The organism is Rhodopseudomonas pseudopalustris (genome assembly GCF_900110435.1).
Classification (GTDB): domain Bacteria; phylum Pseudomonadota; class Alphaproteobacteria; order Rhizobiales; family Xanthobacteraceae; genus Rhodopseudomonas; species Rhodopseudomonas pseudopalustris.
Window position 1 is genome coordinate 38,773 of record NZ_FODT01000005.1, and the last position, 22,913, is coordinate 61,685.

Genomic DNA, 22,913 nt, shown 5'->3' on the forward strand with positions numbered 1-22,913 from the left:
GCCCTTTTTTGATTGCATGGCCATGATCGAGAAAACCTACCAGCCCGCCGAGATCGAAGGCCGCATCGCGCGCGCCTGGGAGGACGCCGACGCCTTCAAGGCCGGACGCCCCGACCGCCGCGACGCCGAACCCTATTCGATCGTGATCCCGCCGCCGAACGTGACCGGTTCGCTGCATATGGGACACGCGCTCAACAACACACTGCAGGACATTCTGTGCCGGTTCGAGCGGATGCGCGGCCGTGACGTGCTGTGGCAACCAGGCACGGACCACGCCGGCATCGCGACTCAGATGGTCGTCGAGCGGCAGTTGATGGAGCGGCAGGAGCCGGGCCGTCGCGAGATGGGCCGTGCCAAGTTTTTGGAGCGGGTCTGGCAGTGGAAGGCCGAGAGCGGCGGCGTCATCGTCAACCAGCTGAAGCGGCTCGGGGCCTCCTGCGACTGGTCGCGCGAGCGCTTCACGATGGACGAGGGGCTGTCCCGCGCCGTCGTCAAGGTGTTCGTCGAGCTGCACCGGCAGGGGCTGATCTATAAGGACAAGCGGCTGGTCAATTGGGACCCGAAGCTGCTCACCGCGATCTCCGATCTCGAAGTGCAGCAGATTGAGGTCAAGGGCAATCTCTGGCACCTGCGCTATCCAATCGAGGGCGTCAGTTTCGATCCGGAGAATCCGGCGAGCTACATCGTGGTGGCGACGACCCGGCCGGAGACGATGCTCGGCGACACCGCGGTGGCGGTGAATCCGGACGATGAGCGCTATGTCGATCTGGTCGGCAAGCACGTCATTCTGCCGCTGGTCGGCCGGCGGATTCCGATCGTCGCTGACGAATATTCCGATCCGGAGAAGGGCTCCGGCGCGGTGAAGATCACGCCGGCGCACGATTTCAACGACTTCGAGGTCGGCAAGCGGCATCATTTGCCGCAGATCAATGTGCTCGACATCGAGGGCAAGATCGCGATCGCCGACAACAGCGCCTATCTCGAAGGCCTACCCGAGGGCGCGCGGGAATTCGCCGAAGAGATCGATGGCACCGACCGCTTCGCCGCGCGCAAACTGATCGTGGGGCGGCTCGACGAATTCGGATTCCTCGAAAAGATCGAGCCCAACGTCCACATGGTTCCGCATGGCGACCGCTCCGGCGTGGTGATCGAACCCTATCTGACCGACCAGTGGTACGTCGACGCCAAGACGATGGCGCAGCCGGCGATCGCCGCGGTGCGCTCCGGCGCCACCACCTTTGTGCCGAAGAACTGGGAGAAGACCTATTACGAGTGGATGGAAAACATCCAGCCGTGGTGCATCTCGCGGCAATTGTGGTGGGGCCACCAAATTCCGGCCTGGTACGGCCCCGATGGCAAGGTGTTCGTCGCCGAGACCGAGGAAGAGGCAATCGGCAACGCGCTCGGCTATTACGTCGAGCAGGAAGTCATCACGCCCGCGCAGGCGCACGAGATGACGCAGGACGCCAGCAAGCGCGACGGCTTCATCACCCGCGATGAAGACGTGCTCGACACCTGGTTCTCCTCGGCGCTGTGGCCGTTCTCGACACTCGGCTGGCCCGACGAGACGCCCGAACTCGAGCGCTACTACCCGACAAACGTTCTCGTCACCGGCTTCGACATCATCTTCTTCTGGGTCGCCCGGATGATGATGATGGGCCTGCATTTCAAGAACGACGTGCCGTTCCCGACGGTCTACATCCACGCCCTCGTCCGCGACGAGAAGGGCGCCAAGATGTCGAAGTCGAAAGGCAACGTCATCGATCCTCTGCATCTGATCGACGACTACGGCGCCGACGCGCTGCGCTTCACGCTGGCGGCGATGGCGGCACAGGGCCGTGACATCAAGCTCGCGTCGAGCCGGGTCGAGGGCTATCGCAATTTCGCGACCAAGCTGTGGAATGCCTGCCGCTTCGCCGAGATGAACGCCTGCGCCGCGCCGACCGGATTCGATCACACGACGGCGAAAGAGACCCTGAACCGCTGGATCGCGCACGAGACGGTGCGGGCGGTCCGCGACGTCACCGAGGCGATCGAGTCGTATCGCTTCAACGATGCCGCGGGCGCGGCCTATCGCTTCGTCTGGAACGTGTATTGCGACTGGTATCTCGAACTCGCCAAGCCCGTCTTGATGGGCGAGGACAGCGCGGCGAAGACCGAGACCCGCGCGATGGTGGCGTGGGCGCGCGACGAGATTCTGAAGCTGCTGCATCCGTTCATGCCGTTCATCACCGAGGAATTGTGGGCGGTGACGGCCCAGCGCGACGGCCTTCTGGTGTTGGCGCCGTGGTCGCGCAAGGCCGAACTCAGCGTCGAGGTGTTCGCGAGCCCAGTGCTCACCGATCCGATGGTGCCGCCGGTGATCCTGCCGGCGCGGCAGGACGCCGAATTCAGCGATCCGGCTGCGGAAGCCGAGATCGGCTGGGTGGTCGATCTGGTCACCGCGATCCGCTCGGTGCGCGCCGAGATGAACATCGTGCCGTCGACACTGACGCCGCTGGTGCTGGCCGGCGCGTCGGCGGAGACCCGCGCCCGTGCCGAACGCTGGAGCGACGTCATCAAGCGGCTGGCACGGGTCGGCGAGATTTCTTTCACCGATGCCGCGCCGCAGGGCGCGGTGCAGCTCCTGGTCCGCGGCGAGGTGGCGGCGCTGCCGCTGAAGGGCGTGATCGATCTTGCCGCCGAGCAGGCGCGGCTGGACAAGGAACTGGCCAAGGCGGAGGCCGACATCAAGCGTGTCGACGCCAAGCTCTCGAACGAGAAGTTCGTCGCCAACGCGCCGGAGGAGATCGTCGAGGAAGAGAAGGAAAAGCGAGAGGCCGCCGTCGCGCGCAAGGTCAAGATCCTCGAAGCCTTGCTGCGGTTGAAGAACGCGACGTAACCACATCGCCGTTATCACGGTGCCCAGCCGTCATCCTGAGGTGCGCGCGTTGCGCGCCTCGAAGGATGACAGCTGCGGGCGTGCGGCCGATCCTTCGAGGCATGCCGGGACCTGCCAGAGCGCGGCCCGGCATGTACCTCAGGATGACGTTCCGGGATGGTAGGCAGTCGCGCTTTGCTGAGCCGCGTTGATCGGCGGCAAGGACGTCCGTGACCCGGCTGTCCTAGTTTCTGAGGCTCCACGGGATGCCTCGCCATGCTCGCCTTCTTCAAGATACTGATCTCCTTCGCACCGTGGCTGTCTTTTCTGATCATCGCCCGCGACTCGCTGCTGCGGGTGGAGATCGGATTGTCGGTAGCACTGGCGCTGACGGTGCTGATGGGCCTGCTGCGGCTGCATCGCGGCATCATCCTGTGGGTCGGCGTGGCGTTCTTCGGCGGCGCGACGATCGCGGTGATCGGGTTCAACGACAGCTGGACATTGCGCCATCTCGGCGTACTCGCCAATGGCGCGCTCGCGCTCGGCGCCTGGCTGACGATCGCGCTCGGCAAGCCGTTCACGCTCGACTACGCCAAGGAGCACGTCGATCCGTCGCTGTGGAACGATCCCAAATTCATCCGCATCAACGTGCTGATGACCGCTGTCTGGGCGTCGGCCTTCACCGTCAGCGCCGTGCTGGCGTTCGGCAAGATGGAGCAATTCGCATTGTCGGAGCTTGGCTACGAGCTGATCTCCTACGCGATCCTGATTAGCACGGCGATCTTTACGGCTTGGTATCCGGAGCACCTGCGCCGCGCACGGGCTGCGTTATAACCGCACCGCCGTCACCCTCCGCGAAAGCGGAGAGCGCAGTACTGCAGAGCGCTTCGGTTAACAATGAATGCTCTGAAATGTTGAGTCGTCCGGTCAAGCCGGACGATGACCGCGTTCAGCTTGGAAAGGCCTTGCTCAAAAACGCGAGCATTTCAGCCCATAGCGCCACGGCAGCTCGATCGCCTTGCTGATGCCGATGCGTTTGCCGGTGATGATGTCGGACTCGGTGGTCCGCCGATGGATCGCGAACGGCTCTTTATCCAACGGCGCGCCGTTGTGCGCGATCGTGATGCCGAGCGCCTGGGTGAGCTTGCCGGAGCCGGCCTGTCGCCGGCATTGGTGCTTCAAGGCGTCGAGCCGTGCTGTCGTCGACGCGTTCTGGCATGCGGGCCTTACGACCGGCGGCACCGATCAGGGTGCAGCTGGCTTGCGCGACTATCATCAAGTGACTATGCGGCGCTTCTAGCCGATCGATGGTAACCGGCTTGAGACGGTCCGCCATACGCTTGGAATGAACCCGCTGAGCTTCCACAATCGGTGGCCGGCGCGCTGATCGTCCTTCTGTGTCAATTCCGGAAGCCCGCATCGCCGCGAGGCCGACAGGACATGCGTCCTCGTCGTTCCGCGAATGGCGCAATGGGGTGTGGCACAGGGATGAGCAGTGCTGATTGATTGGTAATCGGTGACCAGTCTCTGAAATCAGGAGCAAGCGAACTAATCATCGATAATCGGTGACGTGCCGTTCTGTTCGCTGCTTTCTGCTAGCTTGTCGTCGGATGATCCTGTGCTAGCCTGAGCTCATCGCTGGCGGAGGCCTCGATCGCCGCAGCGGTGCTTCGGTGGAGGATTTCATGATCAATTTGAGACTTGTGCCGCAATGCCTCGCGGCGGTTTTTGCGCTGGCGGCGCTCTGGCCCTGCAGTCCCGCCTCGGCGCAGCCGGCCAACCATGGAATTTCGGAACAGCAGGCGGAAGTGTCGCTTCGCGAGGTCGTTGCTGATTTTATCGCGAAGCAGAAAGAGCTGGCGACGAACGACTTCAGCAGTCCGCGCGTCCGGCTCTACAATCTTGTGCGCGTCTACAATCCCAAGATCGGCTGGATTACTATCGCCGAGTTCGACGGCGCCCTGGTCTCGAAGAAATGGATGCCCGGCGAAACGCAGAAGTTCTACCACGGCATCATCAAGATCGCCGCGGACGAAAGCGGAATGCCGCAGGCGCCGGTGATCAACGAAGGGCAGGGCCTGTGGGAGAGTGAATCCAAGGTGGCGGATCTTCACAAGGAGCTCCAGGAGGATGTCGGACAATGGAGCGACTGGTCGGGCAACCCGTTAGCGCCGCCGAGCACGCCCGCCGGGACCGCTCCTGTGGTCCCGAAGGTCACGGCGCCGGGCCCACAAATCATTCCGCCGCCAGTCCCGCCGAGTCGGTCGAGTGGCGGCAACGAGGCGATCACTAAGAAATACGCCGAATTGAACGCGTTAAATGCGAGATGCCGCGATCGGAACAACCCGAATATGCAAAAGGATTGCGCCGAGTATCAGAGGCTCTATCAGGAAATGATGAAATACTGAGGCCCTGTGCGGGCGGCGTCGACGGGCGGCCTATGACTTGCAAAATCCCGGGCTGGAGTCTGTGTCAGACCCGGCCCTGGGTGGATCGGGAACGTCAGATTCAGCCATCAACCTGGAAGGGCCTTGCTCAGAAACCGCGAGCCCTTCAGCCCATAGCGCCACGGCAGCTCGATCGCCTTGCTGATGCCGATGCGCGGGCCGGTGACGATGTCGGGCTCGACGGTTCGCCGATGGATCGCGAACGGTTCTATATCCAGCGGCGCGCCGTTGTGGGCGATGGTGATGCCGAGCGCCTGGGTGAGCTTGCCGGGGCCTGAACAGAGACTGCGCTCGTCGTCGAGGCCGCGGTGCTTGCGCATCACGCCGAGCCCATGGGTCGGCGCCAGCGCCCGGATCAAAACGGCGCTGGCGGAGCCTTCGGCTTCGCAGACGAAGTTCACGCACCAATGGATGCCATAGGAGCGGTAGACATAGGCAAAGCCCGGCGGCCCGAACATCACGCGATTGCGCGGGGTCTCGCCGCCATAGGAATGCGCCGCCGGGTCGGTGTGGTGATAGGCCTCGACCTCGACGATGAGGCCGCCGACGCCTGCGACCAGCAACGTCGCGCCGATCAGTTCGGGCGCGACCTCGTGGACGCTGCGGGCGAAGAAGCGGCGGCTCAGCAGCGGACCGAGCTTGGCGGGCGACGCAGCGGCCGGAACACGGGAGCGGGCCATCGATTCACTGGGCGGATCGGATGATGCGCGGGGCGCGTTGATCGGAATTTCAGCATTATTCCAAGGGATAACCGCCAGCAAGCCGGGCGGGTTGCGGGACGCTGGCGGGCGGATTAGGTAGGGTTCTCGCGCAACCGGATCCAGCATGGTCGTTCTCGTCGATACGGTCTCATCCACGCCCGTCCGCCCCCGGCATCCGGAGAAGGCGGCGCGCCCGGATTCGCTGTCGCCGAAGAAGCCGGACTGGATTCGCGTCCGGGCCCCGACCACCCGCGGCTACGGCGAGACGCGTTCGATCGTCAAGGAAAACGGCCTCGTTACAGTGTGCGAGGAGGCCGGCTGCCCGAATATCGGCGAGTGCTGGGACAAGAAGCACGCGACCTTCATGATCATGGGGGACACCTGCACCCGGGCTTGCGCGTTCTGCAACGTCAAGACCGGGCTCCCCGGCGCGCTCGATCCGAACGAGCCGGCCTATGTCGCCGAGGCCACCCGCAAGCTCGGCCTGGAGCATCTGGTGATCACCTCGGTCGATCGCGACGATCTCGCCGACGGCGGCGCGGCGCATTTCGCCGCGACGATCCGGGCGGTGCGCGAGCATTGCCCAACCACCACGATCGAGATTCTGACGCCGGACTTCTTGCGCAAGGACGGCGCGCTGGACGTCGTGGTCGCCGCCAAGCCAGACGTGTTCAACCACAATCTGGAAACCGTGCCGTCGCGCTATCTCTCGGTGCGGCCCGGCGCGCGCTACTTCCATTCGATCCGGCTGCTGCAGCGGGTGAAGGAACTCGACCCCACGATCTTCACCAAATCCGGCATCATGGTCGGGCTCGGCGAGGAGCGCCACGAAGTGCTGCAGGTGATGGACGATCTGCGCTCCGCCGAGGTCGATTTCCTCACCATCGGGCAGTATCTGCAGCCGACCCGCAAGCATCACGCGGTGATGCGCTATGTCACGCCGGACGAGTTCGGCGGCTACGGCAAGACCGCCTATGCCAAGGGCTTTCTGATGGTGTCGGCGAGCCCGATGACGCGCTCCTCGCACCATGCCGGCGACGATTTCGCCAAGCTGCGGGCGGCGCGCGCGGCGCTGTCGCGCTGAGTCCGGGACGATGCCGCAATTTTCCAGCAAGCGCCGGGTGCCGCACAGTGCGGAACAGATGTTCGACCTCGTCGCCGACGTCGAGCGCTATCCGCTATTCGTGCCGCTGTGCAAGGCGCTGCGGATCCGCCAGCGCACGGTGCAGGATGACGGCACCGAAGTGGTGATCGCCGACATGACGGTGTCGTTCAAGCTGGTGCAGGAGACCTTCACCAGCCGCGTCACGCTCGACCGCGCCAATCTGAAGATCCTGGTCGAGTATCTGCAGGGTCCGTTCAGCAATCTCGAAAATCGCTGGACCTTCGTGGCGAAGACCGAGCGCGCCTGCGACGTCGGCTTTTTCATCGCCTACGAGTTCAAGAGCCGGATTCTGGCGACGCTGATGGGGGCGATGTTCGATACCGCGTTCCATCGCTTCGCCGAGGCGTTCGAGACTCGCGCCGATCAGGTCTATGGCGGCGCCCCGAAGCTGTCCCGGGTTTGATTGATGTTTGCTCCCTCGTAGCGAGGAGCGAAGCCGCGGAGCAATCCAGGCTGCACACGTCGTCTCGATTGCTTTGCGCCGCTCGCAATGGCGGAGGTGGTCGCCGGACTACGTCTTGTCCGGCTTCGGCTTGACCGCCTTCTTCGGCTGAGGCCGTTTCGCCGCCGCGCGTCGTGGCGAGCGGGCGACGCGCTTGTGCAAGTCGGCGGCCGGCGCGCGCTTTGTTTTCGGTGCCGGCTTCGGGCCGCGGGCGACGTCCAGCAGCATCCGCAGCGCTTCCACCACCGAGCGCTGTCGCACGTTGCTGCGGCCGATCGCGCCGAATCGCTGCTCACGATGCGCGATCCTGCCGTCGCGCGCAGCGACCGCGAAATGCACCAGCCCGACCGGTTTGCCGGGGGTCGCGCCGCCTGGACCGGCGATGCCGGTGATCGACACTGCGAGATCGACGTCGGCATTCTCCAGTGCGCCGACCGCCATCGCCAGCGCGGTTTCCTTGCTGACCGCGCCGAAGGTCGCAAGCGTCGCGGTGTCGACGCCGAGCATCGCGTGTTTGGCTTCATTCGAATAGGTGACGAAGCCGCGGTCGATCACGTCCGACGAGCCGGGAATGTCGGTGAGCGCGCCGGCGACCAGGCCGCCGGTGCAGGATTCAGCCGTCGCGATGGTGAGTTTGCGCGAGCGGCAAAGGTCGAGCAACGCGCGGGCGAGGGCACGGGCGTCGTTGCTGCTCATCTCAGCCGGCCAGTCCTTCGGCGCCCCAGGGCAGCCGGATGGTGGCGGACGCGGTGGCGGCGATGCCTTCCTCGCGCCCGGTGAAGCCGAGCCTTTCGCTGGTGGTGGCCTTGACCGCGATGCGCGACACGGTAAGCCCGGTGATCTCGGCGATCCTGGCGCGCATCGCCTCGCGCAGCGGGCCGATCTTCGGCCGTTCGCAGATCATCGTCACTTCGAGATTGGCGATGCGGCCGCCGCGCGCGGCGACACGCTCGACCGCGTACTTCAAGAACTTGTCGGAGGCCGCGCCCTTCCATTGCGGATCGGTCGGCGGGAAGTGCGAGCCGATGTCGCCGTCCGCCAGCGCGCCGAGGATCGCGTCGACCAGCGCGTGCAAGCCGACGTCACCATCGGAATGCGCAAGGAAGCCGCGATTGTGCGGCACCTTCAGCCCGCACAGCCAGACGTGATCGCCGTCGCCGAAGGCGTGAACGTCGTAGCCGGTGCCCGTGCGGATGTCGCCGAGCAGCGCGGTGAGGCGACTCTCTTCGCGGATGAAATCGTCCGGCGTCGTCAGTTTCATGTTGGCAGCATCGCCTTCAAAGGTTGAGACCGTCAATCCTGCCCACTCGGCGATCGCGGCGTCGTCGGTGAAATCGTCGCGGCCGTCGCGCGCGGCGCGGCGATGCGCATCGAGGATGACGTCGAAGCGGAACGCCTGCGGGGTCTGCGCGATTCGCAACCGCGCGCGGTCCGGCGTCGCCTCGACGCAGCCTTCGGCGTTGATCTGCTTGACGGTGTCGTTGATCGCGACGACCGGCAGCGCGGCGCCGGTCTGACCTGCGGCGACGATCGCGCGCGAGATCAGATCGGGCGTGACAAAGGGACGCGCTGCGTCGTGGATCAGCACGATGTCAGGGTTCAACTCCGCCAGCGCCTCCAGCCCGGCGCGAACCGAGCCCTGTCGGGTCGCGCCGCCGCCGACCGCGGGACGGAAGTTCAGGCCTGTCACGGCGTCGTTGAAGATCGCGGTGTCGTCCGGGTTAGTCACCGGCTGGACCGCAAACACCTCCGGGTGAGTGCAAAACGGCTGCAAAGCACGTGCGATAACCGGTCGGCCGGCCAGCGTTCGGTATTGCTTGGGGCCGCCCGCGCCTGCGCGGAGGCCGCGGCCGGCGGCGACGATGATGGCGGCAGTGCGGGGGGGATTCGGCATAGGTGTCGGGATCAGCTTACTGAAAGTTGGAATTGGAAGCGTGGTGGACAGCCCTTACCACGACCGGCGTGGATTCAGCATGTTTCCGTCTTCTCCCACAGGAGGGAATTGCTGCAATGCACTTGCATGTCTGCAATTACTGGCTAAACTGTAGGCAATGGCATAACATGCTCAAACATTGAGCTAGGCCAGTCGCAATCATGCGGTGGCGACAGAATGAGCAGCTTGTGATCCACCCAACAGTAACAGCTTTGCCGGCTTTGAGGATTGGCAATATTGCGGTGGCCAATCGGGTGCTGCTGGCGCCGATGTCCGGCATTACCGACGCTCCTTTCCGCAAACAGGTCGCAGCTCTCGGGGCCGGATTGGTGGTGTCCGAGATGACCGCGAGCGAAGACCTTGTCCAGGGGCGCGCAATGTCGGTCCGCCGCTGCGACGCCATCGACGGTGCCCCGCACGTTGTCCAGCTCGCCGGCTGCGAACCGCACTGGATGGCGGAAGGCGCCCGGATCGCTGAGGCGGGCGGCGCCGACATCATCGACATCAATATGGGCTGCCCGGCGCGGCATGTGACCGGCGGCCAATCCGGCTCGGCGTTGATGCGTGATCTCGATCACGCACTGACGCTGATCGAGGCCACGATCGACGCAGTGCGCGTGCCGGTGACGCTGAAGATGCGGCTCGGCTGGGATGAGCGCTCGCTCAACGCGCCGGAATTGGCGCGGCGGGCTGAGGCCGCCGGCGTCCAATTAGTGACGGTTCACGGCCGCACCCGCAGTCAGTTCTACAAAGGCGAGGCCGACTGGCGCGCGGTCCGCGCCGTTCGCGAGGCGATCAGCATTCCACTGGTCGTCAACGGCGATATTACGACGTATCACATGGCGGTCGAAGCGCTCGACCAGTCCGGCGCCGACGCGGTAATGATCGGCCGCGGTGCGCAGGGGCAGCCCTGGCTGCCGGGCCAGATCGGCCGGCGGCTGCAGACCGGGATCGCCGAGGCGATGCCGTCGCTCGCCGAACAGTTCGACTATCTCCGCAGCCTCTATGACGGCGTGCTGAGTTTGTACGGACAACGCATTGGGCTGCGCCACGCTCGCAAGCATCTCGGCTGGTCGCTCGACGTCGCCGCAGCGGCGAGCGGCGCGCCGCCGGCGGCGCTGAAAAGTTGGCGGGCCCAGATCCTGACCGAGGAAAATCCGGTCCGTGTGCATCGTGCGCTTGCCGATGCCTACGACGATTTCGCCTGGAGAGCCGCAGCATGACCGTGTTCCTTGAACAGCGCCACGCCAAGCCGACCGAAAGCGATGCGATCCTCAACGCGCTGCCCAATCCCGTGCTGCTGATCGGGCCGGACGGCAAGATCATCGATGCCAACATGGCGGCGGAATCGTTCTTCGAGATTTCGACGCAGCTCTTACGGCGGCAATCGCTGACAGAGCTGGTGCCGTTCGGCAGTCCGCTCCTGGCGCTGATTGACCAGGTCCGCAGCGGCAATTCGCCGGTCAACGAGTACAAGGTCGATCTCGGCACGCCGCGGATCGGTTCCGATCGCCAGGTCGATCTGCACGTCGCGCCGCTGAACGAGCGTCCGGGGCATATTGTCGTGATGCTGCAGGAGCGTACCATCGCGGACAAGATGGACCGGCAGCTCACCCATCGCAGCGCCGCGCGCTCGGTGATCGCGCTGGCGGCGATGCTCGCGCACGAGATCAAAAACCCGCTGTCCGGCATCCGCGGCGCGGCGCAACTGCTCGAGCAGCAGGCGTCGTCGGAAGATCGGATGCTGACGCGGCTGATCTGCGACGAGGCCGACCGCATCGTCACCCTGGTCGATCGCATGGAAGTGTTCGGCGACGACCGCCCGGTGGCGCGCGGGCCGGTCAACATTCATTCCGTGTTCGATCACGTCAAACGGCTGGCGCAGTCCGGCTTCGCACGCAACATCAAATTCGTCGAGGACTACGACCCGTCGCTGCCGCCGGTGCTCGCCAATCAGGATCAGCTGATTCAGGTGTTTCTCAACCTGGTGAAGAACGCCGCCGAAGCCGTGGTCGATCTCGGGAGCGACGCCGAGATTCATCTCACGACCGCGTTTCGTCCCGGCGTGCGGCTGTCGGTGCCGGGCAAAAAGACTCGTGTGTCACTGCCGCTGGAATTCTGCGTCAAGGACAACGGTCCCGGCGTGCCGGAAGACCTGTTGCCGAATCTGTTCGATCCGTTCGTCACCACCAAGGCGTCGGGATCCGGGCTCGGGCTCGCGCTGGTCGCCAAGATCGTCGGCGATCACGGCGGAATCATCGAGTGTGAATCGCAGCCACGCAAGACCTCGTTCCGCGTGCTGCTGCCGATGTTCAGCACGGCGAAGAACGGCAATCAAAGCAACGGCGAGGACGTGCCGGCGTCATCCCATGCCTCTCAGACTGCAAGATGAGGACTAGCAATGCCCGCAGGTAGTATTCTTGTCGCTGATGACGACACCGCCATCCGGACGGTGCTCAACCAGGCGCTGTCGCGCGCCGGATACGAGGTGCGGCTGACCGGCAACGCGGCGACGCTGTGGCGCTGGGTCAGCCAGGGAGAGGGCGATCTGGTGATCACCGACGTGGTGATGCCGGACGAGAACGCCTTCGACCTGCTGCCGCGGATCAAGAAGATGCGGCCGAACCTGCCGGTCATCGTGATGAGCGCACAGAACACTTTCATGACCGCGATCCGCGCGTCGGAGAAGGGCGCCTACGAGTACCTGCCGAAGCCTTTCGATCTCAAGGAGCTGATTGCGATTGTCGGCCGCGCGCTGGCCGAACCGAAAGAACGCTCCAGCAACCAGACCGACGAAAACGAATTCGACTCGATCCCGTTGGTCGGCCGCTCGCCGGCGATGCAGGAAATCTACCGCGTGCTGGCGCGGCTGATGCAGACCGATCTCACCGTGATGATCTCGGGCGAATCCGGCACCGGTAAGGAATTGGTGGCGCGGGCGCTGCACGACTATGGCAAGCGCCGCAACGGCCCGTTCGTCGCGGTCAACATGGCGGCGATCCCGCGCGACTTGATCGAGTCGGAATTGTTCGGCCACGAGCGCGGCGCGTTCACCGGCGCCAACACCCGCGCCTCCGGGCGGTTCGAGCAGGCCGAGGGCGGCACCCTGTTTCTCGACGAGATCGGCGACATGCCGATGGAAGCGCAGACACGTCTGCTGCGGGTGCTGCAGCAGGGCGAATACACCACCGTCGGCGGCCGCACCCCGATCAAGACCGACGTCCGGATCGTCGCCGCCTCCAACAAGGACCTGCGAATCCTGATCCAGCAGGGCCTTTTCCGCGAGGATCTTTTCTTCCGCCTTAACGTCGTGCCGCTTCGGCTGCCGCCGCTGCGCGAACACATCGAGGACCTTCCCGATCTGGTGCGGCACTTCTTTGCGCTGGCAGAAAAGGATGGGCTGCCGGCCAAGAAGCTCGACAGCGCAGCGCTGGAGCGGCTGAAGCAGCATCGCTGGCCGGGCAACGTCCGCGAACTGGAGAATCTGGCGCGGCGTCTCGCGGCACTTTACCCGCAGGACGTCATCACCGCTTCGGTGATCGATGGCGAGCTGGCGCCCCCGGCCGTCGTGTCCGGCGGCAGCGTCGCCCACACCGTCGATAATCTCGGTGGCGCGGTCGAAATGTACCTGTCGTCACATTTTTCGGGTTTCCCGAATGGCGTGCCGCCGCCGGGCCTCTACCATCGCGTGCTGCGCGAGATCGAGGTGCCGCTATTGACCGCCGCTTTGGCGGCCACCCGTGGCAACCAGATTCGGGCTGCCGATCTGCTCGGGCTCAACCGCAATACGCTGCGGAAGAAGATCCGGGACCTCGATATTCAGGTTTATCGGACCGGCGGTTGACCGTTCGGCGGTTTCTTTGCCTGTGGACCGCGTAGTCGCCCGAGGTGTTGTGGGCGGCACGCCGCGATATTGTCGCAATTGAGCAACAATGTTGTAGGAATGCATCACCGCTAGCTCGGCTGCGGCGGCCCGTCGCATTCATTGATTATTGCCAGATGACCAGCGCAGAGACGTCGACCCAAACCGTTGACGACCCGTCGATCGCCGAGCCGCGCACGGCGACGTGGCGTAGGCTGTTGCCGCCGATCGCCGTGGGCGTGGCGCTGCTGTCGGCGTTTCTGACGTTCGTCGTCCTGACCGGGCTGGCGCCGATCTCACCGACCCGGGACGTCGTGGTGACGTTCCTGCTGATCAACGCCGCCACTGTTCTGCTGCTGGTGGCGATCATTGCCGGCGAAGTCTGGAAAATTATCCAGGCCCGGCGTCGGGGCCGGGCAGCGGCGCGGCTGCATGTCCAGATCGTCAGCCTGTTTTCGGTGATCGCGGCGCTGCCGGCGGCGCTGGTGTCGATCGTGGCCAACGTCACGCTGGACCGCGGCCTCGACCGGCTGTTCTCCGGGCCGACCCGCGCGGTGATCCAGAACTCGCTGATCGTCGCCAACGCCTATCTGCATGAGCACGGCCAGCTGATCCGCGGCGATATTCTCGGCATGGCGAGCGACATCTCACATGCCCGACCGCTGTTCGATCAGGACCGCAAGTCGTTCCGCGAATTCCTCACCACCAATGCGGCGTCGCGCAATCTTCCCGGCGCGATGCTGATCGATAAGGACCGCAATATCCTGGAATCGGCGCAGACCGGCATCCAGCGCGATTTCGATACTCCTGCGCCCGAGTTTCTCGGCAATGTCGACGACACCGAGCCGCAGATCGCCGTGTTCATCGAGGCCAACTACGTCGCCGCGGTGATCCGGCTGAAGAGTTTCGACGACACCTTCCTTTATGTCGCCCGGCTGCTCGACCCGCGGGTGGTGGCGCAGCTGCGGCAGACCCAGGCCAGCGTCGCTGAATATGCCGAGATCGAAGCGCGCCGGCTCGGCGTGCAGGTGGCGTTCGCGCTGATGTTCACGGTGATCGCGCTGACGGTGCTGATGTCGTCGGTGCTGATCGGGTTGAACTTCGCCAATTGGCTGGTGGCGCCGATCCGCCGCCTGATGGGCGCGGCCAAGATGGTCTCGACCGGCGATCTGCACGTGCAGGTTCCGGTGTTCAAGTCCGAAGGCGATCTCTCGCAACTCGGCGAGACCTTCAACAAGATGACCAAGGAACTGCGCACCCAGCGCGACGAGCTGGTCAGCGCCAGCGACCTGATCGACAGCCGCCGCCGTTTCATCGAGGCGGTGCTGTCGTCGGCCAGCGCCGGCATCATCGGCGTCGACGGTTCGCTCAGCATCGGCATTCTCAACCGTTCGGCGGAGAAGCTGATCGGGCATTCGGAGTCGGAAACGCTCGGCCATCCGCTGTCCGAGGTTCTTCCCGAACTCGACGAGATGATGGCGGCTGCCTGCGACGGCGCGCAACGGCTGGTGCAGGGGCAGATCACCATCACCCGCGACGGCCGCGAGCGCATCCTGTCGGTGCGGGTCACGGCCGAGCAGACCGGCCATACGCGGGACAGCTACATCATCACCCTCGATGATATCACCGAGCTGGTCTCGGCGCAGCGGACCTCCGCCTGGGGCGATGTCGCTCGCCGGATCGCACACGAGATCAAGAACCCGCTGACGCCGATCCAGCTCTCGGCGGAGCGGATCAAGCGCAAGTTCGGCAAGGTGATCATCGAAGACAAGGGCATCTTCGAGCAGTGCACCGACACCATCGTCCGCCAGGTCGACGACATCCGGCGCATGGTCGACGAATTCTCGCGCTTCGCGCGGATGCCGAAGCCGGTGATCGAGGGCGAGGATGTCGCCGACACCATTCGTCAAGTCGTGTTCCTGATGCGCGTCGGGCATCCCGACGTCGACATCGAAGCAGAGATCAAGGACGATCCGCTGCGGGCGCGGTTCGACCGCCGCCTGATTTCGCAGGCGCTGACCAACATCATCAAGAACGCGACCGAAGCGATCGAGGCCGTGCCGCCCGAGGAACTCGGCAAGGGCAAGATCGAAGTGGTCGCGGCGCGCGACGGCGAAGACGTCGTGATCGATGTGATCGACAACGGCATCGGCCTGCCCAAACAAAGCCGCTCGCGGCTGCTCGAACCCTACGTGACGACGCGCGAGAAGGGCACCGGACTCGGGCTCGCGATCGTCGGGCGGGTGCTGGTGGATCACGGCGGGGGAATCGAACTCAACGACGCATCCGATATCAGGCCCGGGCAACGCGGCGCCTGGATGCGATTGCGATTCGCGATGTCCGGGCAACCCGTGGCACCGCCAGCCGGTGAACCAAAAAGCAAAGTCGGCAACGAACCAAGAATAGAAGCTGCGAGCAGCGGTTGACATTGACAGGCGTGACACATGGCTAATGACATCCTGATCGTTGACGACGAGGCGGACATTCGCGATCTCGTCGCCGGGATTCTCGAGGACGAAGGCTTCACCACGCGCACCGCGCGGGACAGCGATTCCGCGCTGGCGGAAATCTCGAATCGTCGTCCGAACCTGATCTTCCTCGACATCTGGCTGCAGGGCAGCAAGCTCGACGGCCTGCAGTTGCTCGAACAGATCAAGAAGGATCACGCCGAAGTTCCAGTGGTGATGATCTCCGGCCACGGCAACATCGAAACCGCGGTGGCTGCGATCAAGCGCGGCGCCTACGACTTCATCGAGAAGCCGTTCAAGTCCGACCGGCTGATCCTGGTGGCGACACGGGCGCTTGAGACTTCGCGGCTCAAACGCGAAGTGCGCGAGTTGAAGCAGCAGGCGCCGTCCGCCTCGACGCTGATGGGCCGCTCCGCCTGCATGAATCAGCTCCGCCAGACCATCGAGCGCGCCGCCAAGGCCAACAGCCGCATCCTGATCGTCGGCCCGTCAGGCGCCGGCAAGGAACTCGCCGCTCGCACGCTGCACAACGCCTCGGGCCGCACCGACGGCCCGTTCGTGGTGATCAACGCCGCCGCGATCACGCCGGAGCGAATGGAGGTCGAGCTGTTCGGCGTCGAGCCGAACGGCGAGCATCCGCGCAAGGCGGGCGCGCTGGAAGAAGCGCATGGCGGCACGCTGTTCATCGACGAAATCGCCGACATGCCGCGCGAGACCCAGAACAAGATTCTGCGTGTGCTGGTCGAGCAGACCTTCCAGCGCTCGGGCGGCACCGCCAAGGTCAATGTCGACGTCCGTATTGTCTCGTCGACTGCGCGCAATCTCGAAGAGGAGATCGCGGAAGGACGCTTCCGCGAGGATTTGTATCATCGTCTGTCGGTGGTGCCGATCCGGGTGCCGCCGCTGTCGGAGCGGCGCGAGGATATCCCCGAATTGATCGAATACTTCATGGAGCAGATTTCGGCGGCGACCGGCCTGCCGAAACGTCAGATCGGGCAGGACGCGATGGCGGTGCTGCAGTCGCATGTCTGGCCCGGCAACGTCCGCCAGCTCCGCAACAACGTCGAGCGCGTGATGATTCTCGCCGGCGGCGGACCCGACTCGGTGATCACTGCCGACATGCTGCCGCAAGACGTCGGCTCGATGGTGCCGACGATGCCGACCGGCAACAATGGCGAGCACATCATGGGCCTGCCGCTGCGCGAGGCCCGCGAAGTGTTCGAGCGCGATTATCTGATCGCGCAGATCAGCCGGTTCTCGGGCAACATCTCGCGCACCGCCGAGTTCGTCGGCATGGAGCGCTCGGCGCTGCATCGCAAGCTCAAGGCGCTCGGCGTCGGCTGAGCATCGTCCATCTGAACGCACCACCGGATCTGTTTGATGTCGCGCATCGCCTATGTGAACGGCCGTTACCAGGACATGCGCGACGCCAGCGTGAACATCGAAGACCGCGGCTATCAATTCGCCGACGGGGTTTACGAAGTCTGCGAGGTGCGGACCGGCAAGCTCGTCGACATGCCGCGGCACCTGACACGGTTGCAGCGATCACTGCGCGAACTGCGGATCGCGCTGCCGATGCCGCTGTCGTCGCTGGCGGTGATCCTGCACGAGGTGGTGCGGCGCAATCGTGTTCGTTTCGGCATCGTCTATCTGCAGATCAGTCGTGGCGTGGCCCGACGCGATCATGGATTTCCGCTGAAGCCGGTGAGGCCGAGCGTCGTGGTGACCGCGCGGACGATCGACCCGGCCAAGGGCGCCGCCAATGCGGCGCGCGGTATCAAGGTGATCACCGTTCCGGAGAATCGCTGGCCGCGGGTCGACATCAAATCAACGGCGCTGCTGCCGAACGTGCTGGCGAAACAGGCGGCGCGCGAGGCCGGCGCCTATGAGGCGTGGTACGTCGACGGCGACGGCTTCGTGACCGAAGGCTCGTCGAGCAACGCCTGGATCGTCACCAAAGAGGGGCGTGTGGTGACGCGCCCGGACAGCTCCGGCATTTTGTCCGGGGTCACCCGAGGCGTTCTGATCGAAGCGCTGGAGGCGCTGCAGATCCGCTTCGAGGAACGTCCGTTCACGCCGGCCGAGGCGGTTGACGCAGCGGAAGCGTTCATCACTGCGTCGAGCATGATCGTGATGCCGGTGGTCACGATCGATGGTCATGCGATCGGAAGTGGCAAGCCGGGGCCGGTGGCTCGCCGCCTGCGCGAGCAATTCCATCGCTTTTCGGCCTTTTCCTGATTTTTGCAGCCAACGCGGCACAGCTTCCGATTTAGCTGCTTGCCTAAAAAGCACGCGTGCCGTCTAATCTCTCCGTCAGTTTCCGGAGGGGGATCTCAGGGGAACTGACAACCGAAATGGAGCTCCGCAGAGAGACGCATTTCGGCAAGAAAATACCCATTCCAATTGCGGGAATAAAAATGGCGGCAGACCGCGCACAAAACCTACAAGACACCTTCCTGAACCATGTTCGAAAAACGAAGACTCCTCTGACGATCTTCCTGGTGAACGGAGTCAAGTTGCAAGGCATTGTCACCTGGTTCGATAATTTTTGCCTGTTACTGCGGCGCGATGGCCATTCGCAGCTGGTCTACAAGCACGCGATCTCGACGATCATGCCCGGTGCGCCGATCCAGTTGTTCGAGGGCGGCGAGGATGCACCAGCTTGAGACGGCACTGATTGGAACCCCGGACCTTTGACGGGGGCTCCGACCGCCCGCGGTCGGCAGCAGATGGGCAAACCGGGCGAGTGATCGTCGTCGGGCCGTACCTTCGTGTGCGCAAGACCGACCCCGATGCCGCCAGCGTCCGTGCAATTCGTGACAGCGACGCCCGCCTCGACGAGGCGGCGGGGCTCGCGCGCGCCATCGATCTGGAGATCGCCGAGGCGGTGCTGACACCGATCAGCCAGATCCGACCGGCGACCTATCTCGGCAAGGGCAAGGTCGAGGAAATCCTCGGGATCATCAAAGGCCACGAAGCCGACCTCGTGGTGATGGATTGTGCGCTGTCGCCGATCCAGCAGCGTAATCTGGAGAAGGCCTGGAGCGCCAAGGTGCTCGATCGCACCGGGCTGATTCTGGAAATCTTCGGTCGTCGCGCCAAGACCAAGGAAGGCTCGCTGCAGGTCGAGCTGGCGCATCTGAACTATCAGCGCTCGCGGCTGGTGCGGTCGTGGACCCATCTCGAACGCCAGCGCGGCGGCTTCGGCTTCATGGGCGGCCCCGGTGAGACCCAGATCGAAGCCGACCGCCGGCTGATCGGCGATCGCATCACGCGACTCGAGAACGAGCTGAAGAAGGTGCAAGCGACACGGCGGCTGCATCGCGCCGGCCGGCAGCGCGTGCCGTATCGCGTCGTCGCTCTGGTCGGCTACACCAATGCCGGCAAATCGACGCTGTTCAATCGGCTGACCCGGGCCGACGTCCAGGCTGCCGACATGCTGTTCGCGACGCTCGATCCGACGTTGCGCGCGCTCAGCCTTCCGCATGGCGGCAAGGCGATGCTCTCGGACACGGTTGGCTTCATCAGCAATCTGCCGACGCAGCTCGTTGCGGCGTTCCGCGCGACGCTGGAGGAAGTGCTGGAAGCGGATCTGATCCTGCACGTCCGCGACATCGCGCATGAGGACGCCGAAGCACAGGACCGCGATGTCGATGCGGTGCTGCGTCAGCTCGGCGTCGAGGCCGACAGCGGCCGGATTCTCGAAATCTGGAACAAGATCGATCGTTTCGAGCCGGAGCAGCTCGATGAGCTTCGCAACATCGCGGGGCGGCGATCGCCCGATCATCCGTGCTTCCTGGTGTCGGCGGTGAGCGGCGAGGGGGTCGACGACGTTCTGCTGGCGATCGAGCAACGGTTGGCGATGGCGCGCACGGTGCTCGATCTGACCATCGACGCCGCCGACGGCGCCGGCGTGAGCTGGCTGCATCGCAACGCCGAAGTGCTCTCCAAGGAACTCCAGGACGGCAGCTATACGATGACGGTGCGGGTCGACGAGACCAAGCGCGACATCGTCGTCGAGCGTTTCAAGGCAGTGCCGCGCGACGACTGAGCAGGCCGCGCGGCCGGCGTTTCCGGCGGCTCCGCGAGAGCGGACGAGGCCTCCCTCGAAACCCCGGTTAAGTCATTGGAAAATAGGCGGGAAAAAGCCGCGAAAAGGGGCGGGCGAGGGTGGCTTGCGCGACCTCGATGCGCTATATGATTCTTATCAGAATCTGACCGGAAACCACCCTTGTCCGACAAAGACGACGAGAAGCCCGGGGAGCCCAAGGCGCCCTCGGATATCCGCCCCATATCCATTCTCGACGAGATGAAGCGCAGCTATCTCGATTACGCGATGAGCGTGATCGTAGCGCGTGCGCTGCCGGATGCGCGTGACGGATTGAAGCCGGTGCATCGCCGGATTCTGTTCGGTATGTACGAGAACGGGTTCGAGTGGAATAAGCCGTACCGGAAGTCGGCGCGCACCGTCGGCGACGTCATCGGTAAGTATCACCCGCACGGCGACCAGTCGGTCTACGACGCGATGGTGCGCATGGCGCAAGACTTTTCCATGCGCGTGCCGCTGATCGACGGTCAGGGCAATTTCGGCTCCGTCGACGGCGACGCGCCGGCCGCGATGCGATACACCGAATCGCGGTTGACCAAGATCGCGCAATTGCTGCTCGACGATCTCGACAAGGATACGGTCGACTACCAGGACAACTACGACGGCTCGTTCCGCGAGCCGCGGGTTCTACCGGCGAAGTTCCCCAACCTTCTCGTCAACGGCGCCGGCGGCATCGCCGTCGGCATGGCGACCAACATTCCGCCGCACAATCTCGGCGAAGTGATCGACGCCTGCATCGCGCTGATCGAAGATCCGGCGCTCGGCATTGACGATCTGATCAACATCATTCCGGGACCGGACTTCCCGACCGGCGGCATCATTCTCGGCCGGGCCGGCATCCGTCTCGCCTACCACAGCGGCCGCGGTTCGATCGTGATGCGCGGCAAGGTCGAGATCGAGACCGTCCGTAAGGACCGCGAGGCGATCATCGTTTCGGAGATCCCGTACCAGGTGAACAAGGCCACCATGGTCGAGCGGATCGCCGAGCTGGTGCGCGAGAAGAAGATCGAGGGCATCTCCGATCTGCGTGACGAGTCCGACCGCGACGGTTTCCGGGTCGTGATCGAACTGCGGCGCGACGCGGTGCCGGACGTGGTGTTGAATCAGCTCTACCGCTTCACGCCGCTGCAGACCAATTTCGGCGCCAATATGGTGGCGCTGGATGCCGGCCGTCCGCATTTGATGAACCTCAGGGATCTGCTGACGCTGTTCGTCGCGTTCCGCGAACAGGTGGTGACCCGGCGGACCAAATATCTCCTCGGCAAGGCGCGCGACCGCGCCCATATCCTTGTCGGTCTCGCGATCGCGGTGGCGAATATCGACGAGATGATCCGCGTCATCCGCAATTCGCCCGATCCGAACACGGCGCGCGAAACCCTGATGTCGCGCGACTGGCCGGCGGCCGACGTCGCGGCGATGATCACGCTGATCGATGATCCGCGGCACAAGCTCAATGAAGACGGCACCGCGCGGCTGTCGTTCGAGCAGGCCAAGGCGATTCTCGATCTGCGGCTGCAGCGCCTGACGGCGCTGGGCCGCGAGGAAATCTCCGAAGAGCTCGACAAGCTCGCCCTCGAGATCGCCGACTATCTCGACATCCTGCGTTCGCGGGCGCGGGTGCAGACCATCGTCAAGGATGAACTGATCGCGGTGAAGACGGAATTCGCCACGCCGCGCAAGACCATGATCATCGAGCAGGAAGGCGAGGTCGAAGACGAGGACCTGATTCAGCGCGAGGACATGGTGGTGACGGTGTCGCACGCCGGCTACGTCAAGCGCGTGCCGCTCTCGACCTACCGCGCTCAACGCCGCGGCGGCAAAGGCCGCTCCGGCATGGCGACCCGCGAGGAGGATTTCGTCAGCCGCCTGTTCGTCGCCTCGACGCACACGCCGGTGCTGTTCTTCTCGTCGCGCGGCCAGGTCTACAAGGAAAAGGTCTGGCGGCTGCCGATCGCGCCGCCGAACGGCCGCGGCAAGGCGCTGATCAACATTCTGCCGCTGGAGCAGGGCGAGCGCATCACCACGATCATGCCGTTGCCCGAGGATGAACAGTCCTGGGCCGCGCTCGACGTGATGTTCGCGACCACCGGCGGCAATGTTCGCCGCAACAAGCTGTCCGACTTCGTCGATGTGCGCCGCTCTGGCATCATCGCGATGAAGCTCGACGACGGCGAGGCGATCGTCGACGTCCAGATCTGTACCGAGCGCGACGACGTGCTGCTGACCGCCGCCGGCGGCCAGTGCATCCGCTTCCCGGTGCCCGACGTCCGGGTGTTCACGGGCCGCACCTCGATGGGTGTTCGCGGCATTGCGTTGGCTTCCGGCGACAAGGTGATTTCGCTCTGTATCCTGCGCCATTTCGAGGCGACGCCAGCGGAGCGCACGACCTATCTCAAGCAATCCGGCGCGTTCCGACGCGCTGCGATCGGGGAGGATACCGATGTGTCCGAGGTCTCCGAGGTGACGGCGGAGGCCGAGAGCGAGGAGGCGGAGGGCCTGACTGCGCTGTCGTCGGATCGCTACGCCGAGATGTCGGCGTCCGAGCAGTTCGTGTTGACGATCTCCGAGAACGGCTACGGCAAGCGCACGTCGTCGTTCGAGTACCGCACAACAGGCCGCGGCGGCAAAGGCATCGGCGCGATGTCGGTCAACAACCGCAACGGCAAGCTGGTGGCGTCCTTCCCGGTCGAGGATTCGGACCAGATCATGCTGGTGACCGATAACGGTCAATTGATCCGCTGCCCGGTCGAGGGCATCCGCGTTGCCGGCCGCTCGACCCAGGGCGTGATCGTGTTCGACACCGCCGATGACGAAAAAGTGGTCTCGGTCGAGCACATTCCGGAGGCTGAGGAGGCCGAAAACGGCAACGGCGGCTGATTGGCCGCCGGGAAACTCGCTTCCACGAATCGAAAGGCCCCCGGCGGGCA

17 protein-coding genes and 1 pseudogene are annotated in these 22,913 nt (G+C 64.5%); 14 read left to right on the top strand and 4 right to left on the bottom strand.

From position 1 onward, the window contains the following. The first annotated feature begins 22 nt into the window (after positions 1–22). Together BMY71_RS11200 and BMY71_RS11205 are read left to right on the top strand one after the other, a co-directional pair. Positions 23–2,881 carry a valine--tRNA ligase gene (locus BMY71_RS11200; RefSeq protein WP_092684181.1) on the top strand — a complete coding sequence of 953 codons (2,859 nt, stop codon included), beginning with the start codon at positions 23–25 and terminating at the stop codon, positions 2,879–2,881. Between the two features lie 255 nt (positions 2,882–3,136). Next, positions 3,137–3,694 (top strand): hypothetical protein, encoded by a 558-nt coding sequence (locus BMY71_RS11205; protein ID WP_092683785.1) that lies wholly within the window; start codon positions 3,137–3,139, stop codon positions 3,692–3,694. A 135-nt stretch (positions 3,695–3,829) separates the two neighbouring features. Here BMY71_RS11205 and BMY71_RS11210 read toward each other — a convergent pair. Next, a pseudogene (locus BMY71_RS11210) lies at positions 3,830–4,018 on the bottom strand (DNA-3-methyladenine glycosylase); the annotation flags it as partial. 527 nt (positions 4,019–4,545) lie between these two features. Between BMY71_RS11210 and BMY71_RS11215 the strand changes: the two are divergent. Beyond that, a complete protein-coding gene (locus BMY71_RS11215) occupies positions 4,546–5,268 on the top strand; it encodes a hypothetical protein (protein ID WP_092684183.1) in 723 nt (240 codons plus the stop codon). A gap of 107 nt (positions 5,269–5,375) precedes the next feature. Here the strand turns inward: BMY71_RS11215 and BMY71_RS11220 are convergent, their stop codons facing one another. Next, on the bottom strand, positions 5,376–5,987 hold the full coding sequence (locus BMY71_RS11220) for a DNA-3-methyladenine glycosylase (RefSeq protein ID WP_092683787.1): 612 nt from the start codon (positions 5,985–5,987) through the stop codon (positions 5,376–5,378). Between the two features lie 145 nt (positions 5,988–6,132). Here BMY71_RS11220 and lipA point away from each other — a divergent pair, with 145 nt between their 5' ends. Continuing rightward, positions 6,133–7,092 (top strand): lipoyl synthase, encoded by a 960-nt coding sequence (lipA, locus tag BMY71_RS11225; RefSeq protein WP_011502993.1) that lies wholly within the window; start codon positions 6,133–6,135, stop codon positions 7,090–7,092. A gap of 10 nt (positions 7,093–7,102) precedes the next feature. Next, positions 7,103–7,576 carry a type II toxin-antitoxin system RatA family toxin gene (locus tag BMY71_RS11230; protein ID WP_011502994.1) on the top strand — a complete coding sequence of 158 codons (474 nt, stop codon included), beginning with the start codon at positions 7,103–7,105 and terminating at the stop codon, positions 7,574–7,576. A 108-nt stretch (positions 7,577–7,684) separates the two neighbouring features. Here BMY71_RS11230 and BMY71_RS11235 read toward each other — a convergent pair whose 3' ends face one another. Together BMY71_RS11235 and BMY71_RS11240 are read right to left on the bottom strand one after the other, a co-directional pair. Then, positions 7,685–8,311 (bottom strand): CinA family protein, encoded by a 627-nt coding sequence (locus BMY71_RS11235; protein WP_011502995.1) that lies wholly within the window; start codon positions 8,309–8,311, stop codon positions 7,685–7,687. Between the two features lies 1 nt (position 8,312). Beyond that, complete coding sequence (locus BMY71_RS11240; protein WP_092683789.1) at positions 8,313–9,509, bottom strand: bifunctional 2-C-methyl-D-erythritol 4-phosphate cytidylyltransferase/2-C-methyl-D-erythritol 2,4-cyclodiphosphate synthase; 1,197 nt, start codon at positions 9,507–9,509, stop codon at positions 8,313–8,315. Positions 9,510–9,709: 200 nt separating this feature from the next. Here BMY71_RS11240 and dusB point away from each other — a divergent pair, with 200 nt between their 5' ends. The 9 genes from dusB to gyrA all read left to right on the top strand — a co-directional run bounded on the left by dusB (position 9,710) and on the right by gyrA (position 22,863). Next, positions 9,710–10,771, top strand: coding sequence for a tRNA dihydrouridine synthase DusB (dusB, locus tag BMY71_RS11245; RefSeq protein ID WP_011502997.1), 1,062 nt, complete (start codon positions 9,710–9,712; stop codon positions 10,769–10,771). After that, the gene (locus tag BMY71_RS11250; RefSeq protein ID WP_092683791.1) at positions 10,768–11,940 is read left to right on the top strand and encodes a two-component system sensor histidine kinase NtrB; all 1,173 of its coding nucleotides are present in this window, start codon (positions 10,768–10,770) and stop codon (positions 11,938–11,940) included. Before dusB ends, BMY71_RS11250 begins: the two co-directional genes overlap by 4 nt. Before the next feature lie 9 nt (positions 11,941–11,949). Next, positions 11,950–13,392, top strand: coding sequence for a nitrogen regulation protein NR(I) (gene ntrC, locus BMY71_RS11255; protein ID WP_092683793.1), 1,443 nt, complete (start codon positions 11,950–11,952; stop codon positions 13,390–13,392). Between the two features lie 155 nt (positions 13,393–13,547). After that, positions 13,548–15,836 carry a sensor histidine kinase NtrY-like gene (locus tag BMY71_RS11260; protein WP_092683795.1) on the top strand — a complete coding sequence of 763 codons (2,289 nt, stop codon included), beginning with the start codon at positions 13,548–13,550 and terminating at the stop codon, positions 15,834–15,836. Between the two features lie 18 nt (positions 15,837–15,854). After that, complete coding sequence (ntrX, locus tag BMY71_RS11265; protein ID WP_011503001.1) at positions 15,855–17,222, top strand: nitrogen assimilation response regulator NtrX; 1,368 nt, start codon at positions 15,855–15,857, stop codon at positions 17,220–17,222. A 36-nt stretch (positions 17,223–17,258) separates the two neighbouring features. Beyond that, positions 17,259–18,116 (top strand): D-amino-acid transaminase, encoded by an 858-nt coding sequence (locus BMY71_RS11270; protein ID WP_092683797.1) that lies wholly within the window; start codon positions 17,259–17,261, stop codon positions 18,114–18,116. Positions 18,117–18,295: 179 nt separating this feature from the next. Next, the gene (gene hfq / locus BMY71_RS11275; RefSeq protein WP_006020546.1) at positions 18,296–18,544 is read left to right on the top strand and encodes an RNA chaperone Hfq; all 249 of its coding nucleotides are present in this window, start codon (positions 18,296–18,298) and stop codon (positions 18,542–18,544) included. An 11-nt stretch (positions 18,545–18,555) separates the two neighbouring features. Beyond that, entirely contained in the window at positions 18,556–19,929 is a 1,374-nt protein-coding gene (gene hflX, locus BMY71_RS11280) for a GTPase HflX (protein WP_092683799.1), read from the top strand. 180 nt (positions 19,930–20,109) lie between these two features. Then, entirely contained in the window at positions 20,110–22,863 is a 2,754-nt protein-coding gene (gene gyrA / locus BMY71_RS11285) for a DNA gyrase subunit A (RefSeq protein WP_092683801.1), read from the top strand. Positions 22,864–22,913: the final 50 nt, after the last annotated feature.

What these genes read in the sequence shown, in the direction of transcription:
- BMY71_RS11200 (WP_092684181.1), top strand. Translation starts at nt 23, where the DNA reads ATGATCGAGAAAACCTACCAGCCCGCCGAGATCGAAGGCCGCATCGCG.
- hfq (WP_006020546.1), top strand. Translation starts at nt 18,296, where the DNA reads ATGGCGGCAGACCGCGCACAAAACCTACAAGACACCTTCCTGAACCAT.
- BMY71_RS11240 (WP_092683789.1), bottom strand. Translation starts at nt 9,509, where the DNA reads ATGCCGAATCCCCCCCGCACTGCCGCCATCATCGTCGCCGCCGGCCGC.
- lipA (WP_011502993.1), top strand. Translation starts at nt 6,133, where the DNA reads ATGGTCGTTCTCGTCGATACGGTCTCATCCACGCCCGTCCGCCCCCGG.
- BMY71_RS11215 (WP_092684183.1), top strand. Translation starts at nt 4,546, where the DNA reads ATGATCAATTTGAGACTTGTGCCGCAATGCCTCGCGGCGGTTTTTGCG.
- BMY71_RS11235 (WP_011502995.1), bottom strand. Translation starts at nt 8,311, where the DNA reads ATGAGCAGCAACGACGCCCGTGCCCTCGCCCGCGCGTTGCTCGACCTT.
- BMY71_RS11230 (WP_011502994.1), top strand. Translation starts at nt 7,103, where the DNA reads ATGCCGCAATTTTCCAGCAAGCGCCGGGTGCCGCACAGTGCGGAACAG.
- BMY71_RS11270 (WP_092683797.1), top strand. Translation starts at nt 17,259, where the DNA reads ATGTCGCGCATCGCCTATGTGAACGGCCGTTACCAGGACATGCGCGAC.
- ntrC (WP_092683793.1), top strand. Translation starts at nt 11,950, where the DNA reads ATGCCCGCAGGTAGTATTCTTGTCGCTGATGACGACACCGCCATCCGG.
- BMY71_RS11260 (WP_092683795.1), top strand. Translation starts at nt 13,548, where the DNA reads ATGACCAGCGCAGAGACGTCGACCCAAACCGTTGACGACCCGTCGATC.
- dusB (WP_011502997.1), top strand. Translation starts at nt 9,710, where the DNA reads ATGCGGTGGCGACAGAATGAGCAGCTTGTGATCCACCCAACAGTAACA.
- BMY71_RS11205 (WP_092683785.1), top strand. Translation starts at nt 3,137, where the DNA reads ATGCTCGCCTTCTTCAAGATACTGATCTCCTTCGCACCGTGGCTGTCT.
- ntrX (WP_011503001.1), top strand. Translation starts at nt 15,855, where the DNA reads ATGGCTAATGACATCCTGATCGTTGACGACGAGGCGGACATTCGCGAT.
- BMY71_RS11220 (WP_092683787.1), bottom strand. Translation starts at nt 5,987, where the DNA reads ATGGCCCGCTCCCGTGTTCCGGCCGCTGCGTCGCCCGCCAAGCTCGGT.
- BMY71_RS11250 (WP_092683791.1), top strand. Translation starts at nt 10,768, where the DNA reads ATGACCGTGTTCCTTGAACAGCGCCACGCCAAGCCGACCGAAAGCGAT.